This window comes from Maricaulis sp. CAU 1757 (genome assembly GCF_054482675.1).
On sequence record NZ_JBTLRI010000001.1, the window covers coordinates 265,916 to 281,863 of the forward strand.

The 15,948-nt window shown below is 66.7% G+C and carries 14 protein-coding genes; all 14 read right to left on the bottom strand.

Translation table 11 applies throughout. The features are described from left to right. Positions 1–61: 61 nt before the first annotated feature. Complete coding sequence (gene recN, locus ACXYMR_RS01290) at positions 62–1,759, bottom strand: DNA repair protein RecN (RefSeq protein WP_458940937.1); 1,698 nt, start codon at positions 1,757–1,759, stop codon at positions 62–64. Between the two features lie 21 nt (positions 1,760–1,780). Beyond that, positions 1,781–2,623: an outer membrane protein assembly factor BamD gene (locus tag ACXYMR_RS01295; protein WP_458941909.1), complete on the bottom strand. Its 843-nt coding sequence runs from the start codon at positions 2,621–2,623 to the stop codon at positions 1,781–1,783. 131 nt (positions 2,624–2,754) lie between these two features. Continuing rightward, the gene (gene lpxC, locus ACXYMR_RS01300) at positions 2,755–3,654 is read right to left on the bottom strand and encodes a UDP-3-O-acyl-N-acetylglucosamine deacetylase (RefSeq protein WP_458940938.1); all 900 of its coding nucleotides are present in this window, start codon (positions 3,652–3,654) and stop codon (positions 2,755–2,757) included. A gap of 245 nt (positions 3,655–3,899) precedes the next feature. Further along, positions 3,900–5,558: a cell division protein FtsZ gene (gene ftsZ, locus ACXYMR_RS01305; protein ID WP_458940939.1), complete on the bottom strand. Its 1,659-nt coding sequence runs from the start codon at positions 5,556–5,558 to the stop codon at positions 3,900–3,902. Between the two features lie 155 nt (positions 5,559–5,713). Then, positions 5,714–6,109, bottom strand: coding sequence for a hypothetical protein (locus ACXYMR_RS01310; RefSeq protein ID WP_458940940.1), 396 nt, complete (start codon positions 6,107–6,109; stop codon positions 5,714–5,716). 107 nt (positions 6,110–6,216) lie between these two features. Then, entirely contained in the window at positions 6,217–7,548 is a 1,332-nt protein-coding gene (gene ftsA / locus ACXYMR_RS01315; RefSeq protein ID WP_458940941.1) for a cell division protein FtsA, read from the bottom strand. After that, positions 7,545–8,312: a cell division protein FtsQ/DivIB gene (locus ACXYMR_RS01320; protein WP_458940942.1), complete on the bottom strand. Its 768-nt coding sequence runs from the start codon at positions 8,310–8,312 to the stop codon at positions 7,545–7,547. The genes ftsA and ACXYMR_RS01320 overlap by 4 nt, the downstream gene beginning before the upstream one ends. Before the next feature lie 122 nt (positions 8,313–8,434). Next, positions 8,435–9,349 (bottom strand): D-alanine--D-alanine ligase, encoded by a 915-nt coding sequence (locus tag ACXYMR_RS01325; RefSeq protein ID WP_458940943.1) that lies wholly within the window; start codon positions 9,347–9,349, stop codon positions 8,435–8,437. Further along, positions 9,346–9,948, bottom strand: coding sequence for a hypothetical protein (locus tag ACXYMR_RS01330; RefSeq protein WP_458940944.1), 603 nt, complete (start codon positions 9,946–9,948; stop codon positions 9,346–9,348). The genes ACXYMR_RS01325 and ACXYMR_RS01330 overlap by 4 nt, the downstream gene beginning before the upstream one ends. A 4-nt stretch (positions 9,949–9,952) precedes the next feature. After that, a complete protein-coding gene (murB, locus tag ACXYMR_RS01335; protein WP_458940945.1) occupies positions 9,953–10,876 on the bottom strand; it encodes a UDP-N-acetylmuramate dehydrogenase in 924 nt (307 codons plus the stop codon). Continuing rightward, positions 10,873–12,282, bottom strand: coding sequence for a UDP-N-acetylmuramate--L-alanine ligase (murC, locus tag ACXYMR_RS01340; RefSeq protein WP_458940946.1), 1,410 nt, complete (start codon positions 12,280–12,282; stop codon positions 10,873–10,875). The genes murB and murC overlap by 4 nt, the downstream gene beginning before the upstream one ends. After that, on the bottom strand, positions 12,279–13,385 hold the full coding sequence (gene murG, locus ACXYMR_RS01345) for an undecaprenyldiphospho-muramoylpentapeptide beta-N-acetylglucosaminyltransferase (RefSeq protein ID WP_458940947.1): 1,107 nt from the start codon (positions 13,383–13,385) through the stop codon (positions 12,279–12,281). Before murG ends, murC begins: the two co-directional genes overlap by 4 nt. Next, positions 13,382–14,509: a putative lipid II flippase FtsW gene (gene ftsW, locus ACXYMR_RS01350; protein ID WP_458940948.1), complete on the bottom strand. Its 1,128-nt coding sequence runs from the start codon at positions 14,507–14,509 to the stop codon at positions 13,382–13,384. Before ftsW ends, murG begins: the two co-directional genes overlap by 4 nt. Then, entirely contained in the window at positions 14,506–15,939 is a 1,434-nt protein-coding gene (gene murD / locus ACXYMR_RS01355) for a UDP-N-acetylmuramoyl-L-alanine--D-glutamate ligase (RefSeq protein ID WP_458940949.1), read from the bottom strand. The genes ftsW and murD overlap by 4 nt, the downstream gene beginning before the upstream one ends. Positions 15,940–15,948 lie beyond the last annotated feature (9 nt).

Genomic DNA, 15,948 nt, shown 5'->3' on the forward strand with positions numbered 1-15,948 from the left:
CTTCATGAATTTAATTGCATATCAGTTGCAGTTTCACCGCAGGACCGGTGGCAGACCGGCTTCAGGCCTCCACCGCCATCAAGGCGTCCGCCTGCGCCCGGGCGGCCTCGGTGACCGCGGCACCGGACAGCATTCGGGCAATTTCCTCTCGGCGCTCGGCCCCGTCCAGCTTGACCAGGGTGGTGCGCACGCCGCCCGCCCCGTCATCCTGCTTGACGATCTTCCAGTGATGGTCGGCCAGGGCTGCAACTTGCGGGGAATGCGTGACGACCAGGGTCTGACCGGTTTCTGCCAACCGCTTCAAACGCCGCCCGACGGCGTCGGCCACGGCCCCGCCGACGCCCTGGTCAACCTCGTCAAACACCATGACCAGGCCGTCATCGCCATCGGCCAGTGCCACTTTCAGTGCCAGCCCGAAGCGCGACAGCTCGCCACCTGAGGCGATCTTGTCCAGCGCACCGAAGGGCGAGCCGGGATTGGTGGAAACCTCGAACGCCACCTGGTCGCTTCCCTCCGGGCCGGCGCGCTCCGGGTCGGTCACCAGGGCCACGCGAAAGCGCGCCTTGTCCATTTTGAGCGGCGCCAGCTCGGCCTCGACCGTCTCGGCCAGCTTCTTGGCTGCTGCGGTGCGACTGCGGGTCAGGGCATGCGCCGCGTCGTCATAAAGCGCCTGCGCGGCTGCCACCGCCTTGTCGGCCTCGGCCAGCCGCTCGGACGCGTTCTCGATCGCATCCAGCTGCTCGGACAATGTCTCGTGCAGCGCCGCCAGCTCCTCGACCGAAACGTGGTGTTTTCGGGCCAGGCCACGCAGTGCAAACAACCGCTCCTCGACCTGGTCGAGCCGGCCCGGCTCGACATCGAACGCCTCGGCCGCATCGCCCAGCGCGTCTTCCGCCTCGTTGAACTCGATCAGCGCCCTGTCGATGGCTGTGGCCGCGCGCTCGAGCGCCTCGCCCGCCTTGCCGCCGCCCGTACCGATATGCTCACGCACGCGCTCCAGTCCGCGCAGCGCGGCATTGAGCCGGCCCTCCAGGCCGCCGCCCTCCCCGGCCAGCGCTTCCTGAGCCGACTGCAGGTCACCAAGCGCCCGCTCCGCGCCTTGTAAAAACTGGCGCTCCTCGGACAGCGCCTCTTCCTCGCCGGCTTCGGGACGCAGACGGTCCAATTCCTCGAGCGCGTGGTTGAGAAAATCGCGTTCCTCATCCGAGCTTTCCTGGTGCTGGCGCAGCGCTTCACTGCGCTTGCGTGCCTCGGCCAGGTCGCGCCAGGTGCGCCGGGTCGCCGCCAGCAGGGCGTCATGACCCGCATAGCGGTCGAGATACTGGCGATGGGATCTGGGATCCATCAGGCCGCGGCCGTCATGCTGGCCGTGCACCTCGACGAGGACATCGCCAAGCTGCCGCAGCAGGCCGATACTGGCGGGCTGATCATTGACATGGGCCCGGCTGCGACCGTCCTCGGCCAGCCGCCGACGCAGGATCAGCGCCTCACCCGGCTCCACCGTCAGACCGGCCTCGTCGAGCAGGGCGCGCGCCGGATGGTTGTCGGGCAGGTCGAACTCGGCGATCGCCTGGGCTTCGTCGGCGCCGCTGCGCACCTGGGCGCGGTCAGCGCGCTCGCCGGCGGCCAGTCCCAGCGCGCCGAGCAGGATCGACTTGCCGGCGCCGGTCTCGCCGGTCAGGGCACACAGCCCTCCCTCAAATACAGCATCCAGCGTGTCGATCAGGACAATGTTGCGGATGGAAAGGGAGAGCAGCATTCAGCCGATAGGCTCCCTCGACTAGCCGAACAGGCGCTGCCAGGCGCGCTCGAAATAACTCGGATCGCCATGGTCAACCAATTCCTCGGTGGCGATGCCCTCGCGGGTCAGCAGGTCATAGCTGTCCTGGTACCACTGCGAGCCGGGGAAGTTGTAGCCGAGCACGGCAGCGACTTCACGCGCCTCACCATCGACACCCAGGGCCACATAGGCCTCGACGATGCGATGCAGGGCCTCGGGAACGTGCGAGGTGGTGCCGTAATCGCGCAGCACGTTCTGGAAGCGATTGATGGCGGCAAGATGGTAATGGCGGCGCAGATACCAGCGTCCGACGTCCATTTCCTTGCCCGCCAGGTGGTCACGCGTCATGTCGATCTTCAGGCGCGCATCCGTGGCATAGCGGCTTTCCGGATAACGGCGCACGACCTGCTCGAGCGCGTCCAGCGCCTGGCGGGTCACGGCCTGGTCGCGACCGACATCGACGATCTGCTCGAAATAGCTCACGGCGATGAGGTAGTAGGCGTAAGGCGCGTTGCGATTGCCCGGGTGCAGCGAGATGAAACGCTGGGCGTCGGAAATCGCCTCGTCGTAATTGTTCGCCTGGTAGTTGGCGAAGGCCGCCATCAACATCGAGCGGCGGGCCCATTCCGAATAGGGGTGCTGGCGTTCCACTTCGTCGAACTGGGCCGCGGCGAGATCGAACTCGCGACTGTCCATCGAATCGAAGGCTTCGCCGTAAATCGTCTCTGCCGGCCGCTCGACATAGGCCACGGACGCGTCAGGCCCGCTGGCACACGCGGCCAGGGCTGCAGACAGGCCAAGCGGCACAAGGAAACGCGGCACAGTAAAACGCGGCAAGGACATCATGGAACAAGGGCTCAACAGCTTTGTCGGCGGCCGGACGACCACCTGTTCTTCAGCGTTTGTAGCGGATGATTGCCAAAGGCAAAAGAGCCGGTTCAGTGAGAAGTGGTGACCGGCCGTTCAAAGCCGGGTCAGGAGCGCGCCATGGCGACATCGACCGCCTCGCTGTCGCGCATGTTGACCCACATCCATGCGGACCGGTCATCCAGCAGTGCGCGAAGCGCCTGGTTGTTCAGCGCATGCCCGGGGCGGGAGGCCGAATACAGGCCGATGATCGGCGCGCCGGCGAGGTAGAGATCGCCCATCGCGTCGAGCGCCTTGTGACGCACGAACTCGTCGGAAAAGCGCAGGCCTTCCGGATTGGCCACGCCGTGGTCGTCGAGCACGATGGCATTGTCCATCGAACCGCCGCGGGCCAGGCCGTGCTGGATCAGCGCCTCGTAATCCTTCTTGAAACCGAAGGTGCGGGCAGCCGCGATGTCGTGGCTGAAGATCTCGGGCGTGATGTCGAAGACGCAGGACTGGCGCCCCACCGCCTGGTGCTCGAAGGAAATGTCGATCTCGATGGCCGGGCGCAGGGCCGGCAGGAAGCTGGCCCGCTTGTCATCGGCCTCGATGCTGACCGGCTTGAGCACCTGGATGGCGCGTCGCGGCATGGCGTGCGGCTTCAGGCCAACGCGGTTGATCAGCTCGACGAAAGGCGCCGCCGAACCGTCCATGACCGGAAGCTCCGGCCCGTCGACCTCGACCACCACATCGTCGACACCGAGGCCGGCCAGCGCCGCCATCAGGTGTTCGACCGTGGCAACCGACACACCGTCCGCATTGGCAATCGTGGTGCCAAGGCGCAGCTCGGTCACCGCGTCGGCCCGTGCGGCAACCCGGTTGGGCAAATCCTTGATGTCCGAGCGCACGAAGACGACGCCGGTACCGGCCGAGGCCGGCCGCAGGACCAGGCGCACGCGCTCACCGGTGTGAAGACCGATACCCGCGCTGACGACGGGTGCTGCCAGGGTTTGCCGATGGATCACTGTGACGCCACTCTTGCCAGGAACACAAAAACTCGAACACGGGCGCACACGTTTCGGGGCGCGCGCCGAGACACGGACAGCCGCGCTCAGCTGCACACAACACCAGCCCCTGTCCCGCTTCAATTAAAGCTTTGTTGCGCAATGTTACGCACGCGCAGCATTGGCGGCAGGGCCGCCGCGTCAGCCACGAAAAAGCCCGCCGGAACCAGCCGGCGGGCTCTTCATGTCAGGAGCTCCGGGGAGCCTCAGTTCGCCTGGCGCCGCAGGAAGGCCGGGATTTCCAGGTCACCGTCTTCCAGGCTGTCACCGAACAGATCGCCGGAGGCGGAACGCGGACTGGTCTGGACCGGAGTGTTCTTGGTCACCGGGGCGGCCTTGGGGGCCGGCTCGATGGGCTTGCGGCGTCGACCGAAGAGCGAGAAGCCCCGCTTGCCCTCTTCGGCATCACTGCCAGCCTGCTGCGGCGCACCGGTCTGGGTACGACGCTGCTCGTAGCGGGCATTGAGCGCGGCGGCTTCCTGGGCCAGGCGGGCCTGGTCCTGAACCACCTGCGGAGCCTCGCCGCGGTGCTCAACCTGCGAGGTGCGGACCTCGGCAAGATACGGGTCACGCTGGGTCTCGACCTCACGGTCGGAGATCGCATCGCTGAGGTCTTCGGCGCCGACGGCGCGCTTCATCGGCTCGGCCTGGGCCTGCGGCTCCGGCTCGACCGGGGCTTGCGGCTGCTGCGGGGCCGGCTCGGCCGGGCGCATGTCGGTGGTCGGCTGGCGCGTCTCGCCGCGCGTGTCCTCATTCATCAGCCGGCCCGGGCGGTCGGTATTCATCCGCTTCCAGGGCAGGATGGCGTCGTTCGGGCTGGTCGCCTGCGGGCGCTCCGGCTTGGCCGGGGCGGCCGGCGCCGAACGGGCGCGGCTGCGCGGATCGGCCTGTTGCTGGACTTCCGCGTCGATGCCGGTCGCGACAACAGACACGCGCATCGAGCCTTCCATGGTCTCGTCGAAGGTCGAGCCAACGATGATATTGGCTTCCGGATCCACTTCGGCGCGGATCTCGTTGGCCGCTTCGTCGACCTCGTACAGGGTCATGTCATAGCCGCCGGTGATGTTGATGAGCACGCCGGTGGCGCCCTTCATCGAGACATCGTCCAGCAGCGGGTTGGAGATCGCCGCCTGGGCGGCCTCCACGGCGCGCTTTTCGCCGCTCGCTTCGCCGGTGCCCATCATCGCCTTGCCCATCTCGTTCATCACCGCACGCACGTCGGCGAAGTCGAGATTGATCAGGCCCGGCATGACCATCAGGTCGGTGATCCCGCGGACGCCGGAGTGCAGCACCTGGTCGGCCATCGAGAAGGCTTCGGCAAAGGTGGTCTTTTCCGTGGCGATGCGGAACAGGTTCTGGTTCGGGATCACGATCAGCGTGTCGACGTGCTCCTGCAGCTGGTCGATACCGCTATCGGCCAGCTTCATGCGGCGCGAGCCTTCAAAGTGGAAGGGCTTGGTCACCACACCGACCGTCAGGATGCCCATCTCGCGAGCGGCCCGGGCCACGACCGGTCCCGCACCGGTGCCGGTTCCGCCGCCCATGCCGGCGGTGATGAAGACCATGTGTGCGCCCGCGAGGTGCTCGCGGATTTCCTCGATGGAATCCTCGGCCGACTGCTCTCCCACTTCCGGCCGGGCCCCCGCCCCGAGACCTTCCGTGATGGCAGCGCCCATTTGCACGCGCTTTTCCGACTTCGACCGGGTCAGGGCCTGGGCGTCGGTGTTGGCCACGACAAAGTCGACGCCTTCAAGTTGCGATTCGATCATGTTGTTGACGGCATTTCCCCCGGCGCCGCCAACACCGAAAACGACGATACGCGGCCGTAATTCAGTAGTTTCAGGGATGGAGAGGTTCAGCGTCATTGGGGGACCCCGTTAGCGAGAGCGATGGTTAAGGGCGATTCACCGAGAAGTGTCGCTCCGAGACGCTTAAGCAGGCGTTAATACCGAGGTTAATTCTTCCGCCGAAACCGCTACGGACTCGGCCGGAATCACAGTCGGAAGCAGTCGCGTTACAGTTAACCCGCCGCCGCGTGCCGGGTATCGTCACGCAACCACAGGTCCCGCTCATGGACGGTTTTCAGGTACACAACCGAATGCCCCAGGGCGACCATCTTGCCGCCGAAGGATCGCACGGTCGCCTCGCCCCGTGCTTCCACGGGCAGGAGCAGGGCGAACTCGCCCTTCTGATCCATCAGATTGTCGAAAAATGTCGCGATATCGGGTGCTTCAGAGACCGATACGCGCATGTCAACGAGCCGGAAATCAATCAGGAACCGGACCCAGTCGCGATCCTCGGCGAGCTCGATCATCTCCTCGACGACCTGCATCGCGGACTGCCAGTCCTCATAACCGTCAATGACGGCCTCGACGCAATTGAGCTCGGACAGGTAGCGGACGCGATTGAAGGACATGCATGCCCCCTCGGGTGCAACAGGACGAATTGAAGCCTGTTGTCCCACACGCGCGCGTCAGACACCTCGTAATTGTTTATGCGACAACCACCCGCTTGCCGGCCTGCTCAGAAGCTCTCGGCGAACCAGCGCCACATGGCCGTGGCGCGGCCGGAGGCGTGATCCGGACGCGGCCGCGGCGCACTCACCGGCACCTGACCGAGCCGCGGCGGGCCGGCAATCGCTTCAGCCGCTCCGCGCGTCTCGCGCCGCACGATCCCGGCGACCGCACTGAAAGCCGGACCGGACACCGCATCCCCGAGACCGGAGACCCCGCTCGGTCCGGACCGGCGCACCTGCTTGCCGAACACCCGCGCTGCCAGCTCGGCCGCGCCGGGCAGCTGTGATGCCCCGCCGGTCAGCACCAGCCGGCGACCGGCCGAGTGATTGACCCCGGCCGCCTCGAGACGGTCACGGATCAGCTCGAATGTCTCTTCCAGGCGCGGGCGGATAATGGAATTCAGCAGGGCCCGCGGAACGCTGTCGTAGATCGTCCCGTTCTCGCCGGCGACCGAGGGCACCTCGATCATCTGCTGATCGTCTTCAGGGCTGTCCAGCGCCGACCCGTACAGCGTCTTCAGGCGCTCGGCCGCAGCCAGCGGCGTCGACAGGCCGCGGGCCACATCCGACGTCACATGGGAGCCTCCGACCGGAACCGCATCAATGTGCAGCAGCGCGCCCTCGGCAAAGACCGAGGCCGTGGTTGCCCCGGCGCCCATGTCGATCAGCGTCGCGCCCAGTTGCACCTCGTCATCGGCCAGCGCCGAGAGACCCGAGGCGTAGGGCGTCGCCACCACACCCTTGAGGTCGAAATGACAGCGCTCGACACAGGTCAGAAGGTTGCGCAGCGGGCCAATGGCGGCGGTGATGACATGTACCTCGACCCCCAGCGTCCGTCCGAACATGCCGCGCGGATCGCGAATGCCGCGATGGTCATCGACCGACCAGGACAGCGGAATGGCGTGCAGCACCACACGGTCGTCGACGGCAAATTCCGACAGTGCGCCATTGAGCAGGCGGCGCAGCTCGCGCTCAGTCACTTCGCGCTGCGGCAGGTCGATCTCGGCGGCCAGGCGCGTCGAGCTCGGCTGTCCGGAGGACAGGGTCACGGTCACCGAATTGACAGCCAGCCCGGCCATGCGCTCGGCCTGTTCAACGGCCGTGCGAATGGCGTCCGCCGCCGCATCCATGTCGACCACTGCGCCGGCGCGCACGCCGCGGCTCGACTGGTGGCCTACGCCGACAACGCGGGGCCGCGGGCCTGACACGGTCTGGTCCGACTTGGCGATGAAACAGGCGATCTTGCTGGTGCCGACATCAAGGGCGGCGCACACACCGGTGGTCTTCACCCCGTCGACGGGACTGGCCTGAACCGGCCGGAGAAAACTAAACACACTCACGCATCACGCTCCCGAAGACTTACGCGGTCCGGCAGGGCCCGAACAATCAGGTCCCCATCACCGCGCAGGTCAAAACTCTCTGCGGCCAGCCGCAGCACACCACGCTCCGCCTGCAATCGCGCCAGTATGGCGATCGAGGCAAACACATCGCCTTCCGGCAATTTCACGTCGGCTCCGTTCTCGAGCCGCAAATTCCAGCGTCGCTCGCCGACCCGCACCGCGCCAACCACGCGTTCGCGGACGATCGGATGACGGTCCAGCGCCTCGATGATCTGCGCTGCTGCCTCGTTGGCCCCCTCGGCCACGACCAGCGGCAGAGGCGGCGGGTTCATCACGTCGGCCGGCGCCAGCACCACGCCGTCGCGGTCGATGATGTGCAGGTCGCCATCGACCTGCCACAGCGCAAACGCCTCACGTGTCTCGACCACGATCGCCACCCGGTCCGGCAGCAGCCGCGCCACCCGGGCACTGCGAACCGTCGAGAGGGCTTCCACGCGGTCACGCACGTCGGACGGATTGATCGCGAAGATCGGTTGCCCGGCCCGGATCCCGGTCGCCGCCACGATGGTGTGGGCGGCATTGCCCTGCGCGCCGGTGACGTCGACGGCGTCGACTGCAAACCCGGCTTCCACCAGACGTGTCGCCAGCTTGTCTCCGCCATAGGCCACCACGTCATCGAGCTGACCGAAGGCCGCAAGTCCGCTGACAGCGACGGCCACCATGCCGGCCATCGCCATGCCACCCAGCCGGGCGGCGTTCGCCATACGATATCTTGCACCCCGGATCTGGGCCTCGGCCCAGTTACGCAAACGCCGCGGTGCAGACACCGCGGCGCTTCGGGATCTGGACTTGCGCCGGGCCGCTGTCTTCCGCGACCCGCCACGCCCTACCTTCGACACGACGCGTTCTCCGCCATCCATTGCACGAGATCAGCAAACTCGATCCCGCAAAACTGCGCCTGTTCTGGCGCCAATGAAGTAGGAGTCATGCCCGGTTGGGTGTTAATTTCGAGTAACCATAAAGGGTTGGATTCGTCGGGATTGTAGCGGAAATCAGAGCGCGTCAGGCCCCGGCAGCCCAGCGCCTGATGGGCTTTCACCGCCAGTTCCATGGCCTGCTTTTCCACTGCGGCCGGAATCTTGGCCGGTAAAATATGATCGGATCCGCCGGTCAGGTACTTCGCGTCATAGTCGTAGAACGCCGTCTTCGGCACGATCTCGGTGACGCACAGGGCCCGGTCTTCCATGACCGCCACGGTGAGCTCGCGGCCGGGGATGTATTTTTCCACCAGCACCTCGTCACCCAGCCCCCAGCCCTCGCCGGCGAGTTGTTGTGGCGGCTGGTTGGCCCCTTCCAGGATGATGTGGACGCCGACCGAAGAACCCTGGGCGTTGGGTTTGACCACGTAGGGCGGTTCCATGGCGTGGGTCCTGGCGGCCTCGAACCGGTTGGCGATGAAGCCTTCCGGGCATGCAATGCCGGCGGCCCGCAGCACATCCTTGGCGCGCTGCTTGTCCATTGCCAGGGCCGACGCCGCGACGCCGGAATGGGTATAGGGCTTGCCGAAATGCTCGAGCACGCCCTGGACCAGGCCATCCTCGCCCCACTCGCCGTGCAAGCCGTTGAAAACAATGTCCGGGTCTGCCTCGACCAGCTGGGTGTACAAGTCCCGGCCAGCATCGATCTCGACCACGTCATAGCCCTTGCTGCGCAGCGCCTTGGCGCACGCCCGGCCGGAGACGAGGGAGACTTCACGCTCCGGCGAAAGGCCGCCGAGCAGAACCGCGACGCGCCGGGTCATGACAGGGTCTGCCCCTGACCACCACCGGCCTGCTGCTGGGCCAGCAGGGTGGCATCATGCACGCCGAAATGCGCCACGCCGCTGCGCCGCGCCAGTTCGGCGAGTTCGCCCAGGGCGGCGACCGGCGCCGAACCGAAGTCGATGTGCAGGGCTTGCCCCTCACGCACCACCGCATGGATGCGGCCGGACGGCTGCCCGCGCGCGGACGCGATGGGCGCGCCCATCACCAGGCCGAACCAGCGCTCGAACCACTGCTCCAGCCCGGTCTCGTCCCACACCGCGCCGTCGATCTGCACCACCGCACCGTCCCAGCGGAACGGGTGCAGGTGCAGGGTCATGCCGTCCAGTGGCCCGGTGGCCGGCTGGAATCCCAGCATGCTCTCCATCTTGAACTCGCGGAATTCCGGCTGGTCCTTCAGGCTGACGGCGAAATCGACACGATAGAGCTGCCGCATCAGATTGGGGTTGGAGGCGATCTTGAAGGGATGCTCGCACACGCCCTCGTCGAATTGCTGCGCCATTTCGGCAACCCACAGCGTGTAGGCCTCGACGAACTTGTCGCGCACCGGGGCGACCAGTTGTTCCAGCTGCTTGCTCATCGGCCTATTCCCCTTTGTCGACCCCGATGCGCCGGACTTCCCAGCGCAGGTCGATCTTGTGTGTTTCGCGGACGCGGGCCCGGATATCCTCGCCGACCTGTTCCAGGTCGGCCGCGGTCGCATCGCCTTCATTGATCAGAAAATTGCAGTGGTGTTCGGAAAAATGCGCCCCGCCGACCCGATAGCCCCGGCCGCCGACACTGTCGATCAGCTGCCACGACTTGCGCTGGTCCGGCGTGCCGGGCGGATCCGGGTTGGCAAAGGTCGAGCCGGACGTCTTCTCGCGGATCGGCTGGGTTTGCTCGCGCCGGGCGGTGATCGCCTCCATCCGGGCGGTGATCGCCTCGGTCGTGTCCGGCGTGCCCTGCAGGACCGCTTCGGTAAAGATCCAGTCTTCCGGCGCGTCACAATGGCGATAGGCGTAATTGAGCTCTTCGGGTGAAGCGACAATGCGGCGCCCGGACCGGTCCAGCGCCACCGCCTCGACCACGATGTCCTTGGTCTCCTGGTCGTAGCAGCCGGCATTCATGCGCAGCGCCCCGCCGATCGTCCCCGGTACGCCGACCAGGAATTCCATCCCGGCCAGACCGGCCTTGGCCGCCGCCTTGGCGACCATCTTGTCGAGCGCCCCGGCCCCTGCCCGCAGCCGCTGGCCGTCCATGGCCTCGGTCCGAGCGAACGGTCCGGCCAGACGGATCACCACGCCGGGCACGCCGCCATCACGCACCAGCGTGTTGGACCCGGCCCCCAGCACGTGCACCGGCACTTCATCCGGCGTCTCGGCCAGGAAGCGCGCCAGGTCGGCCTCGTCGGCCGGCAGGTAAAGCACTTCCGCCGGCCCGCCGACGCGCAGCCAGGTGATGTCTTTCAACGGCGCGGACTCGACATACTTGCCGCGCACATCGGGCAGGCGGTCGACCAGACTCATGCGCCAACGCCCTCCAACTCATTCGGCAATTCATACGCCCAGCCGGTGATGTCACCGGCCCCGAGGCAGATCACCACATCCCCTTCGCCGGCCCGTTTGGCGATTTCCTCGGCGACCGTGTCGCGGGTCACCGCGATGGCGTCGCGATGCCCGTGCGAGCCCAGGCTGTCGACCAGGTGGGCCTGGTCGGCACCCTCGATCGGGTCCTCGCCGGCTTCGTAGACAGGTGTCACCAGCACGCTGTCGGCATCATTGAAACAGGTCGAGAATTCCTCGAACAAATCGTGCAGGCGTGAATAGCGGTGCGGCTGCATGACCGCGATCACCTTGCCGTGCGACGCCTGGCGCGCCGCCTTGAGAACGGCGCTGATCTCGACCGGGTGGTGGCCGTAATCATCGATGATGCGGGCGCCGTTCCAGGTGCCGGTCTGGGTGAAGCGGCGCTTGACGCCGCCAAATCCCTTGAGCGCCTCCTTGGCCTTGTCCTCGGTCAGGCCGAGCTCGCGCGCCGTCACCAGCGCTGCCGTGGCATTGAGCACATTGTGCTCGCCCATCATCGGCAGGAACAGGTTGCACCAGTACTGCATCTCCTGGCCGCGCACCCGGCAGGCCAGGTCGAAGGTCGACCCTTCCGGCGTCGAGCGCAGGTTCTGGATCCGCACATCCGCCTGCGGGTTGAAGCCGTAGGTGATGACCCTGCGATCCTCGATCTTGCTGGCCAGGCTCTGCACTTCGGGATGATCCGAGCACAGCACCGCCGAGCCGTAGAAGGGCAGATTGGAGACGAACTGGTGGAAGGCGGCGCGCAGGGTGTCGAAATCGCCGTAATGCTCCATGTGCTCCGGATCGATATTGGTGATGATGGCGATGGTCGCGCGCAGCTTCAGGAAGGACCCGTCGCTCTCGTCCGCCTCGACCGCCATCCAGTCGCCCAGCCCGACCTTGGCGTTGGAGCCATAGGCCGTGATGATGCCGCCATTGATCACCGTCGGATCGACACCGGCCGCGTCCATCAACACCGAGACCAGCGATGTCGTTGTGGTCTTGCCGTGCGTGCCACCGACCGCGACCGCAAACTTCAGCCTCATCAGCTCGGCCAGCATTTCCGCCCGGCGCACCACCGGTATGCGCATGCCGCGCGCGGCCAGCAATTCCGGATTGTTCGGCTTGATCGCCGAGGACACCACGATAGCGCCCGCCCCGTCCACATTCTCCGGTCCGTGGCCGATGATGACCCGGGCGCCCTTTTCGCGCAGGCGCTCGACATTGGGGTTTTCCTTGATGTCCGAGCCCTGCACCTCATAGCCCAGATTCAGCATCACCTCGGCAATGCCGCTCATGCCGATACCGCCGATGCCGACGAAATGGATCGGGCCGACCTGGAAGGGAAGATCTTTGAATTTCATACGAGGGCTCCACGGACCAGACCATCGACCGCCCGGGCCAGCGCTTCGGCGGCATCGGGGCGACCGAGCGAGCGCGCCGCGGCGGCGCGCTCCTTCAGGTCCTCGGGTTTGGACAAACGGGTTTCAAGCAACTGGCTCAGGCGCTCGACGGTGAAATCGCCCTCGCGCAGCACATCGGCGGCGAGCGATTTTTCGAGGCCTTCTGTATTGGCGGCCTGGTGATCGTCAGCGGCAATGGCAAGCGGGCAGAAGATCGCCGGCCGGCCGACCCCCGCCACTTCGGACACTGTCGAGGCCCCGGCCCGGCCGATCACCAGGTGCGTGGCCGCATAGAGGCCGCCGACATCGTCGAAGAAGGGTTCACAGCGCGCATTCACTCCGGCCGACCTGTAGGTTTCGCGCGCCTCATCGAGGTTTTCCTCGCGCGTCTGTTGCACCACGTCCAGGCGGGCCCTCAAGTCTTGCGGCAGCGCCGCGATGGCCGCCGGCACCGTCTCCGACAGGATGCGCGCGCCCAGCGAGCCGCCCAGGACGAGGATGTTAATGCGCCCCTGCGGCGTCAGTTCCGGATAGCCCGCAGCGCGCGCTTCGAGGATCGCCTCGCGCAGCGGATTGCCGGTCAGAAGATGGCGTTTGCGCGCTTTCGACGGCAGCCGGTCGAGACGCTCGAAACCCGAGGCCACGAAGCCCGCGCGGCCGGCGAATACCCGATTGACGCGGCCCAGGACCGCGTTCTGCTCGTGAATGGCGAAGGGCAGACCGCGCGCCTGTGCCACGGCCAAGGCCGGAAAGGCCGGATAGCCGCCAAAGCCGGCCACGACATCGGGTTTCCAGCGGTTCATGATGGCATGCGCCTGGGTCATGCCCTGGGTCAGCTCGACCCCGGCCTTCACCAGCTTGACCGGGTTCGAGGTGAACGGGCTGGCCGAATTGATGGTGTCGACGGCGACCGCCGGAAAACCTTCGGCATGGCGCAGGCCGCGCGCATCGGTGACCAGCCGGATCTGCCAGCCGCGCTCGATCAGCGCCTCGGCGGCGGCCCGGGCGGGGAACATGTGGCCGCCGGTTCCTCCGGCCGCAAGCAGGCAGCGACGTGGCGTCATGGACTGAACCTGGGTGTGTAGGCGCCGGGGCGGCGCCGGGTGAAGGCAAGCATGAGGCCGGCCCCGAAGGCCAGCGCCAGCATCGATGAGCCGCCATAGGACACGAAGGGCAAGGTCATGCCCTTGGGCGGAATGAGGTTCAAGTTTACGGCGATATTGACCAGCGATTGCAGTCCGAATTGCAGCGCCAGCCCGGCCACCGCCAGTTGCGCGAAACTGTCATTGAGCCGCATCGCCTGCAACCACGCCCGGGCCACCAGCAGGGCGAACAGCCCGATGATGGCGAGCGAGGCCATCAGGCCGAATTCCTCCGCCGCCACGGAGAAAATGAAATCGGTGTGGGCGTCGGGCAGCAAGTGCTTGACCTCGCCCTCGCCCGGCCCGACGCCGGCAATGCCGCCGCGCGAGATGGCCTCGGTGGCGCGGTCGATCTGGTAGGTGTCGCCGCTTTCAGGGTCGAGGAAGCGCTGCACCCGGCTGGCCACGTGTGGCAGGGTCATGTACGCCAGCCCCGACCCGGCCACCGCCAATCCGCCGAGGATTGCCACCCACAGCCAGGACAGGCCGGAGGCAAAGAAGATGCCCCCGAAAATCAGCGTCAGCAGCACTGACTGGCCAAAATCCGGCTGCAGCATCAGCAGGACGATGGCGATGCCGTACAAGGCGAAGGCGATCAGCCGGCCGGGAATCGGCGCCCCGCGCTTTTCCTCCGAGAACAGCCAGGCCGCGGTGACAATCAGGGCCGGCTTGAGGAATTCCGAGGGCTGCAGACCGAACGATCCGATGCGGATCCAGCGCGTCGCCCCCTTCACCTCGTGGCCGATGAACAGGATTGCCACCATCAGGACCAGCGAGCCCAGCAATCCCAGAACGGCCAGGCGCCGGGCGCCCTTCAGGCTGAGCATGGAAATGCCGAGCAGGCCAATCAGGCTGAGCCCGGCGAACACGCTCTGCCGGTAGAGGAAGTAGAACGGGTCATCGAGATTGAGGCGTTCGGCCGCCGCCGGGCTGGCCGCCATCGACAGCACCAGGCCGGTCATGATCAGGGCGATGACAATGACCAGCAGGGTCCGGTCCACGCCCCGCCACCAGGTCGCGACCGCCCGGGGCAAGCTGTCTTTCACTTGGCCGTCTCCTCGGCGCCGGCTCCGGCACCCTCGCGTTCGATCAGGCCCGCGACCAGGTCACGGAAATGATCGCCGCGTTGCTCATAGCTGGAAAACTGGTCAAAGGAGGCAGCGGCCGGCGACAGCAGGACCATGCGTGCGCCCTCGCCGGCCCTGGCATCGCGCGTCGCCGCCTCGAGCGCCTGCTCGATCGTGCCGCATCGCTCATACTCCAGCCTGCCATCCAGTTCGGATGCGAAGCGCTTCTCGGCCTCGCCCACGAGATAGGCCTTGGCGACCCGCCCGAAAGCCGGTTCCGTGGTCGCCAGGCCGCCCTCCTTGGCCCGTCCGCCAACGATCCAGTGAATCCGGTCGAAACAGTTGAGCGCCTGCACCGCGGCCTCGCCATTGGTCGCCTTGCTGTCATTGACGAAGGAGACGTTGTCGAGCACGCCGACACGCTCGAGCCGGTGCGGCAGACCGGGAAAGCTCGCCATGGCCTTCGCCGCCGCCCGTGCCGTCACGCCCAGCGCCCGGACAGCGGCCAGTGCCGCCGCGGCATTCTGGGCGTTGTGACGGCCCGGCAGGGCCGGAGCGTGCGACAGGTCGACGGCCGGGTGCGAAGCCCCGTCCAGGGCGTCATAGACGCGGTCACCGAGCGCATACACGCCGCGCGCGAACACCCGCCCGACGGAAATCGGGATCACCTGGTCTTCGCGGCGCTGCCCGCGCAGGCGCGAGAAATACCCCGCCGTGTCATTGTCATCGATGCCGATCACGGCGATGCCGTCGGGCGCCTGCATCTGGAACAGGCGTTGCTTGGCCGCAAAATAGCCCTGCAGATCGCCATGCCGGTCGATATGGTCCGGTGACAGGTTCAGCAGCACCGCCACGTCGGCGCGCAATGATTGCGTCAGGTCAAGCTGATAGGACGACAGCTCAAGCACGTAGTGGGCCCCTGGCGAGGGCGCCGGCAGGGACAGGATCGGCGCCCCGATATTGCCCCCGATCAGCGCCTTGCGACCGGATTCCTGCAGGATGTGGCCGATCAGCGCCGTCGTCGTCGACTTGCCGTTGGTACCGGTGATGCCGATGATCTTGGGTCGGCGCCTGTCCGGCATCGCCTCGACGGCCTGGGCGAACAGCTCGATATCGCCGATCACCGGCGCGCCCACGGCCCGGGCCAGCTCGACCATGCGGTGCGGCTTGGGATGGGTCAGCGGGATGCCCGGCGACAGCACGAGAGCGGCGACATCGCCCCAGTCGCGCCGGTTCAGGTCATCGAGCTCGAGACCGGCCGCCTCGGCGGCGGTGCGCGATGCCTCGCTGTCATCCCAGCTCGACACCTTGGCCCCACCGGCCAGCAGCGCCTTGGCGGTGGCGATGCCGCTCCGCCCCAATCCGAACACGGCCACCCGGCGGCCCTCATATGCGTGGATCGGGATCATACCCTCGAC

Coding starts and splice junctions, on each gene's coding strand:
- ACXYMR_RS01310 (WP_458940940.1), bottom strand. CDS start 6,109: ATGTCCTTCAATCGCGTCCGCTACCTGTCCGAGCTCAATTGCGTCGAG.
- ftsZ (WP_458940939.1), bottom strand. CDS start 5,558: ATGACGCTGAACCTCTCCATCCCTGAAACTACTGAATTACGGCCGCGT.
- recN (WP_458940937.1), bottom strand. CDS start 1,759: ATGCTGCTCTCCCTTTCCATCCGCAACATTGTCCTGATCGACACGCTG.
- ACXYMR_RS01330 (WP_458940944.1), bottom strand. CDS start 9,948: ATGAGCAAGCAGCTGGAACAACTGGTCGCCCCGGTGCGCGACAAGTTC.
- ACXYMR_RS01295 (WP_458941909.1), bottom strand. CDS start 2,623: ATGTCCTTGCCGCGTTTTACTGTGCCGCGTTTCCTTGTGCCGCTTGGC.
- ACXYMR_RS01325 (WP_458940943.1), bottom strand. CDS start 9,349: ATGACCCGGCGCGTCGCGGTTCTGCTCGGCGGCCTTTCGCCGGAGCGT.
- ACXYMR_RS01320 (WP_458940942.1), bottom strand. CDS start 8,312: ATGGCGAACGCCGCCCGGCTGGGTGGCATGGCGATGGCCGGCATGGTG.
- murG (WP_458940947.1), bottom strand. CDS start 13,385: ATGACGCCACGTCGCTGCCTGCTTGCGGCCGGAGGAACCGGCGGCCAC.
- murB (WP_458940945.1), bottom strand. CDS start 10,876: ATGAGTCTGGTCGACCGCCTGCCCGATGTGCGCGGCAAGTATGTCGAG.
- murC (WP_458940946.1), bottom strand. CDS start 12,282: ATGAAATTCAAAGATCTTCCCTTCCAGGTCGGCCCGATCCATTTCGTC.
- murD (WP_458940949.1), bottom strand. CDS start 15,939: ATGATCCCGATCCACGCATATGAGGGCCGCCGGGTGGCCGTGTTCGGA.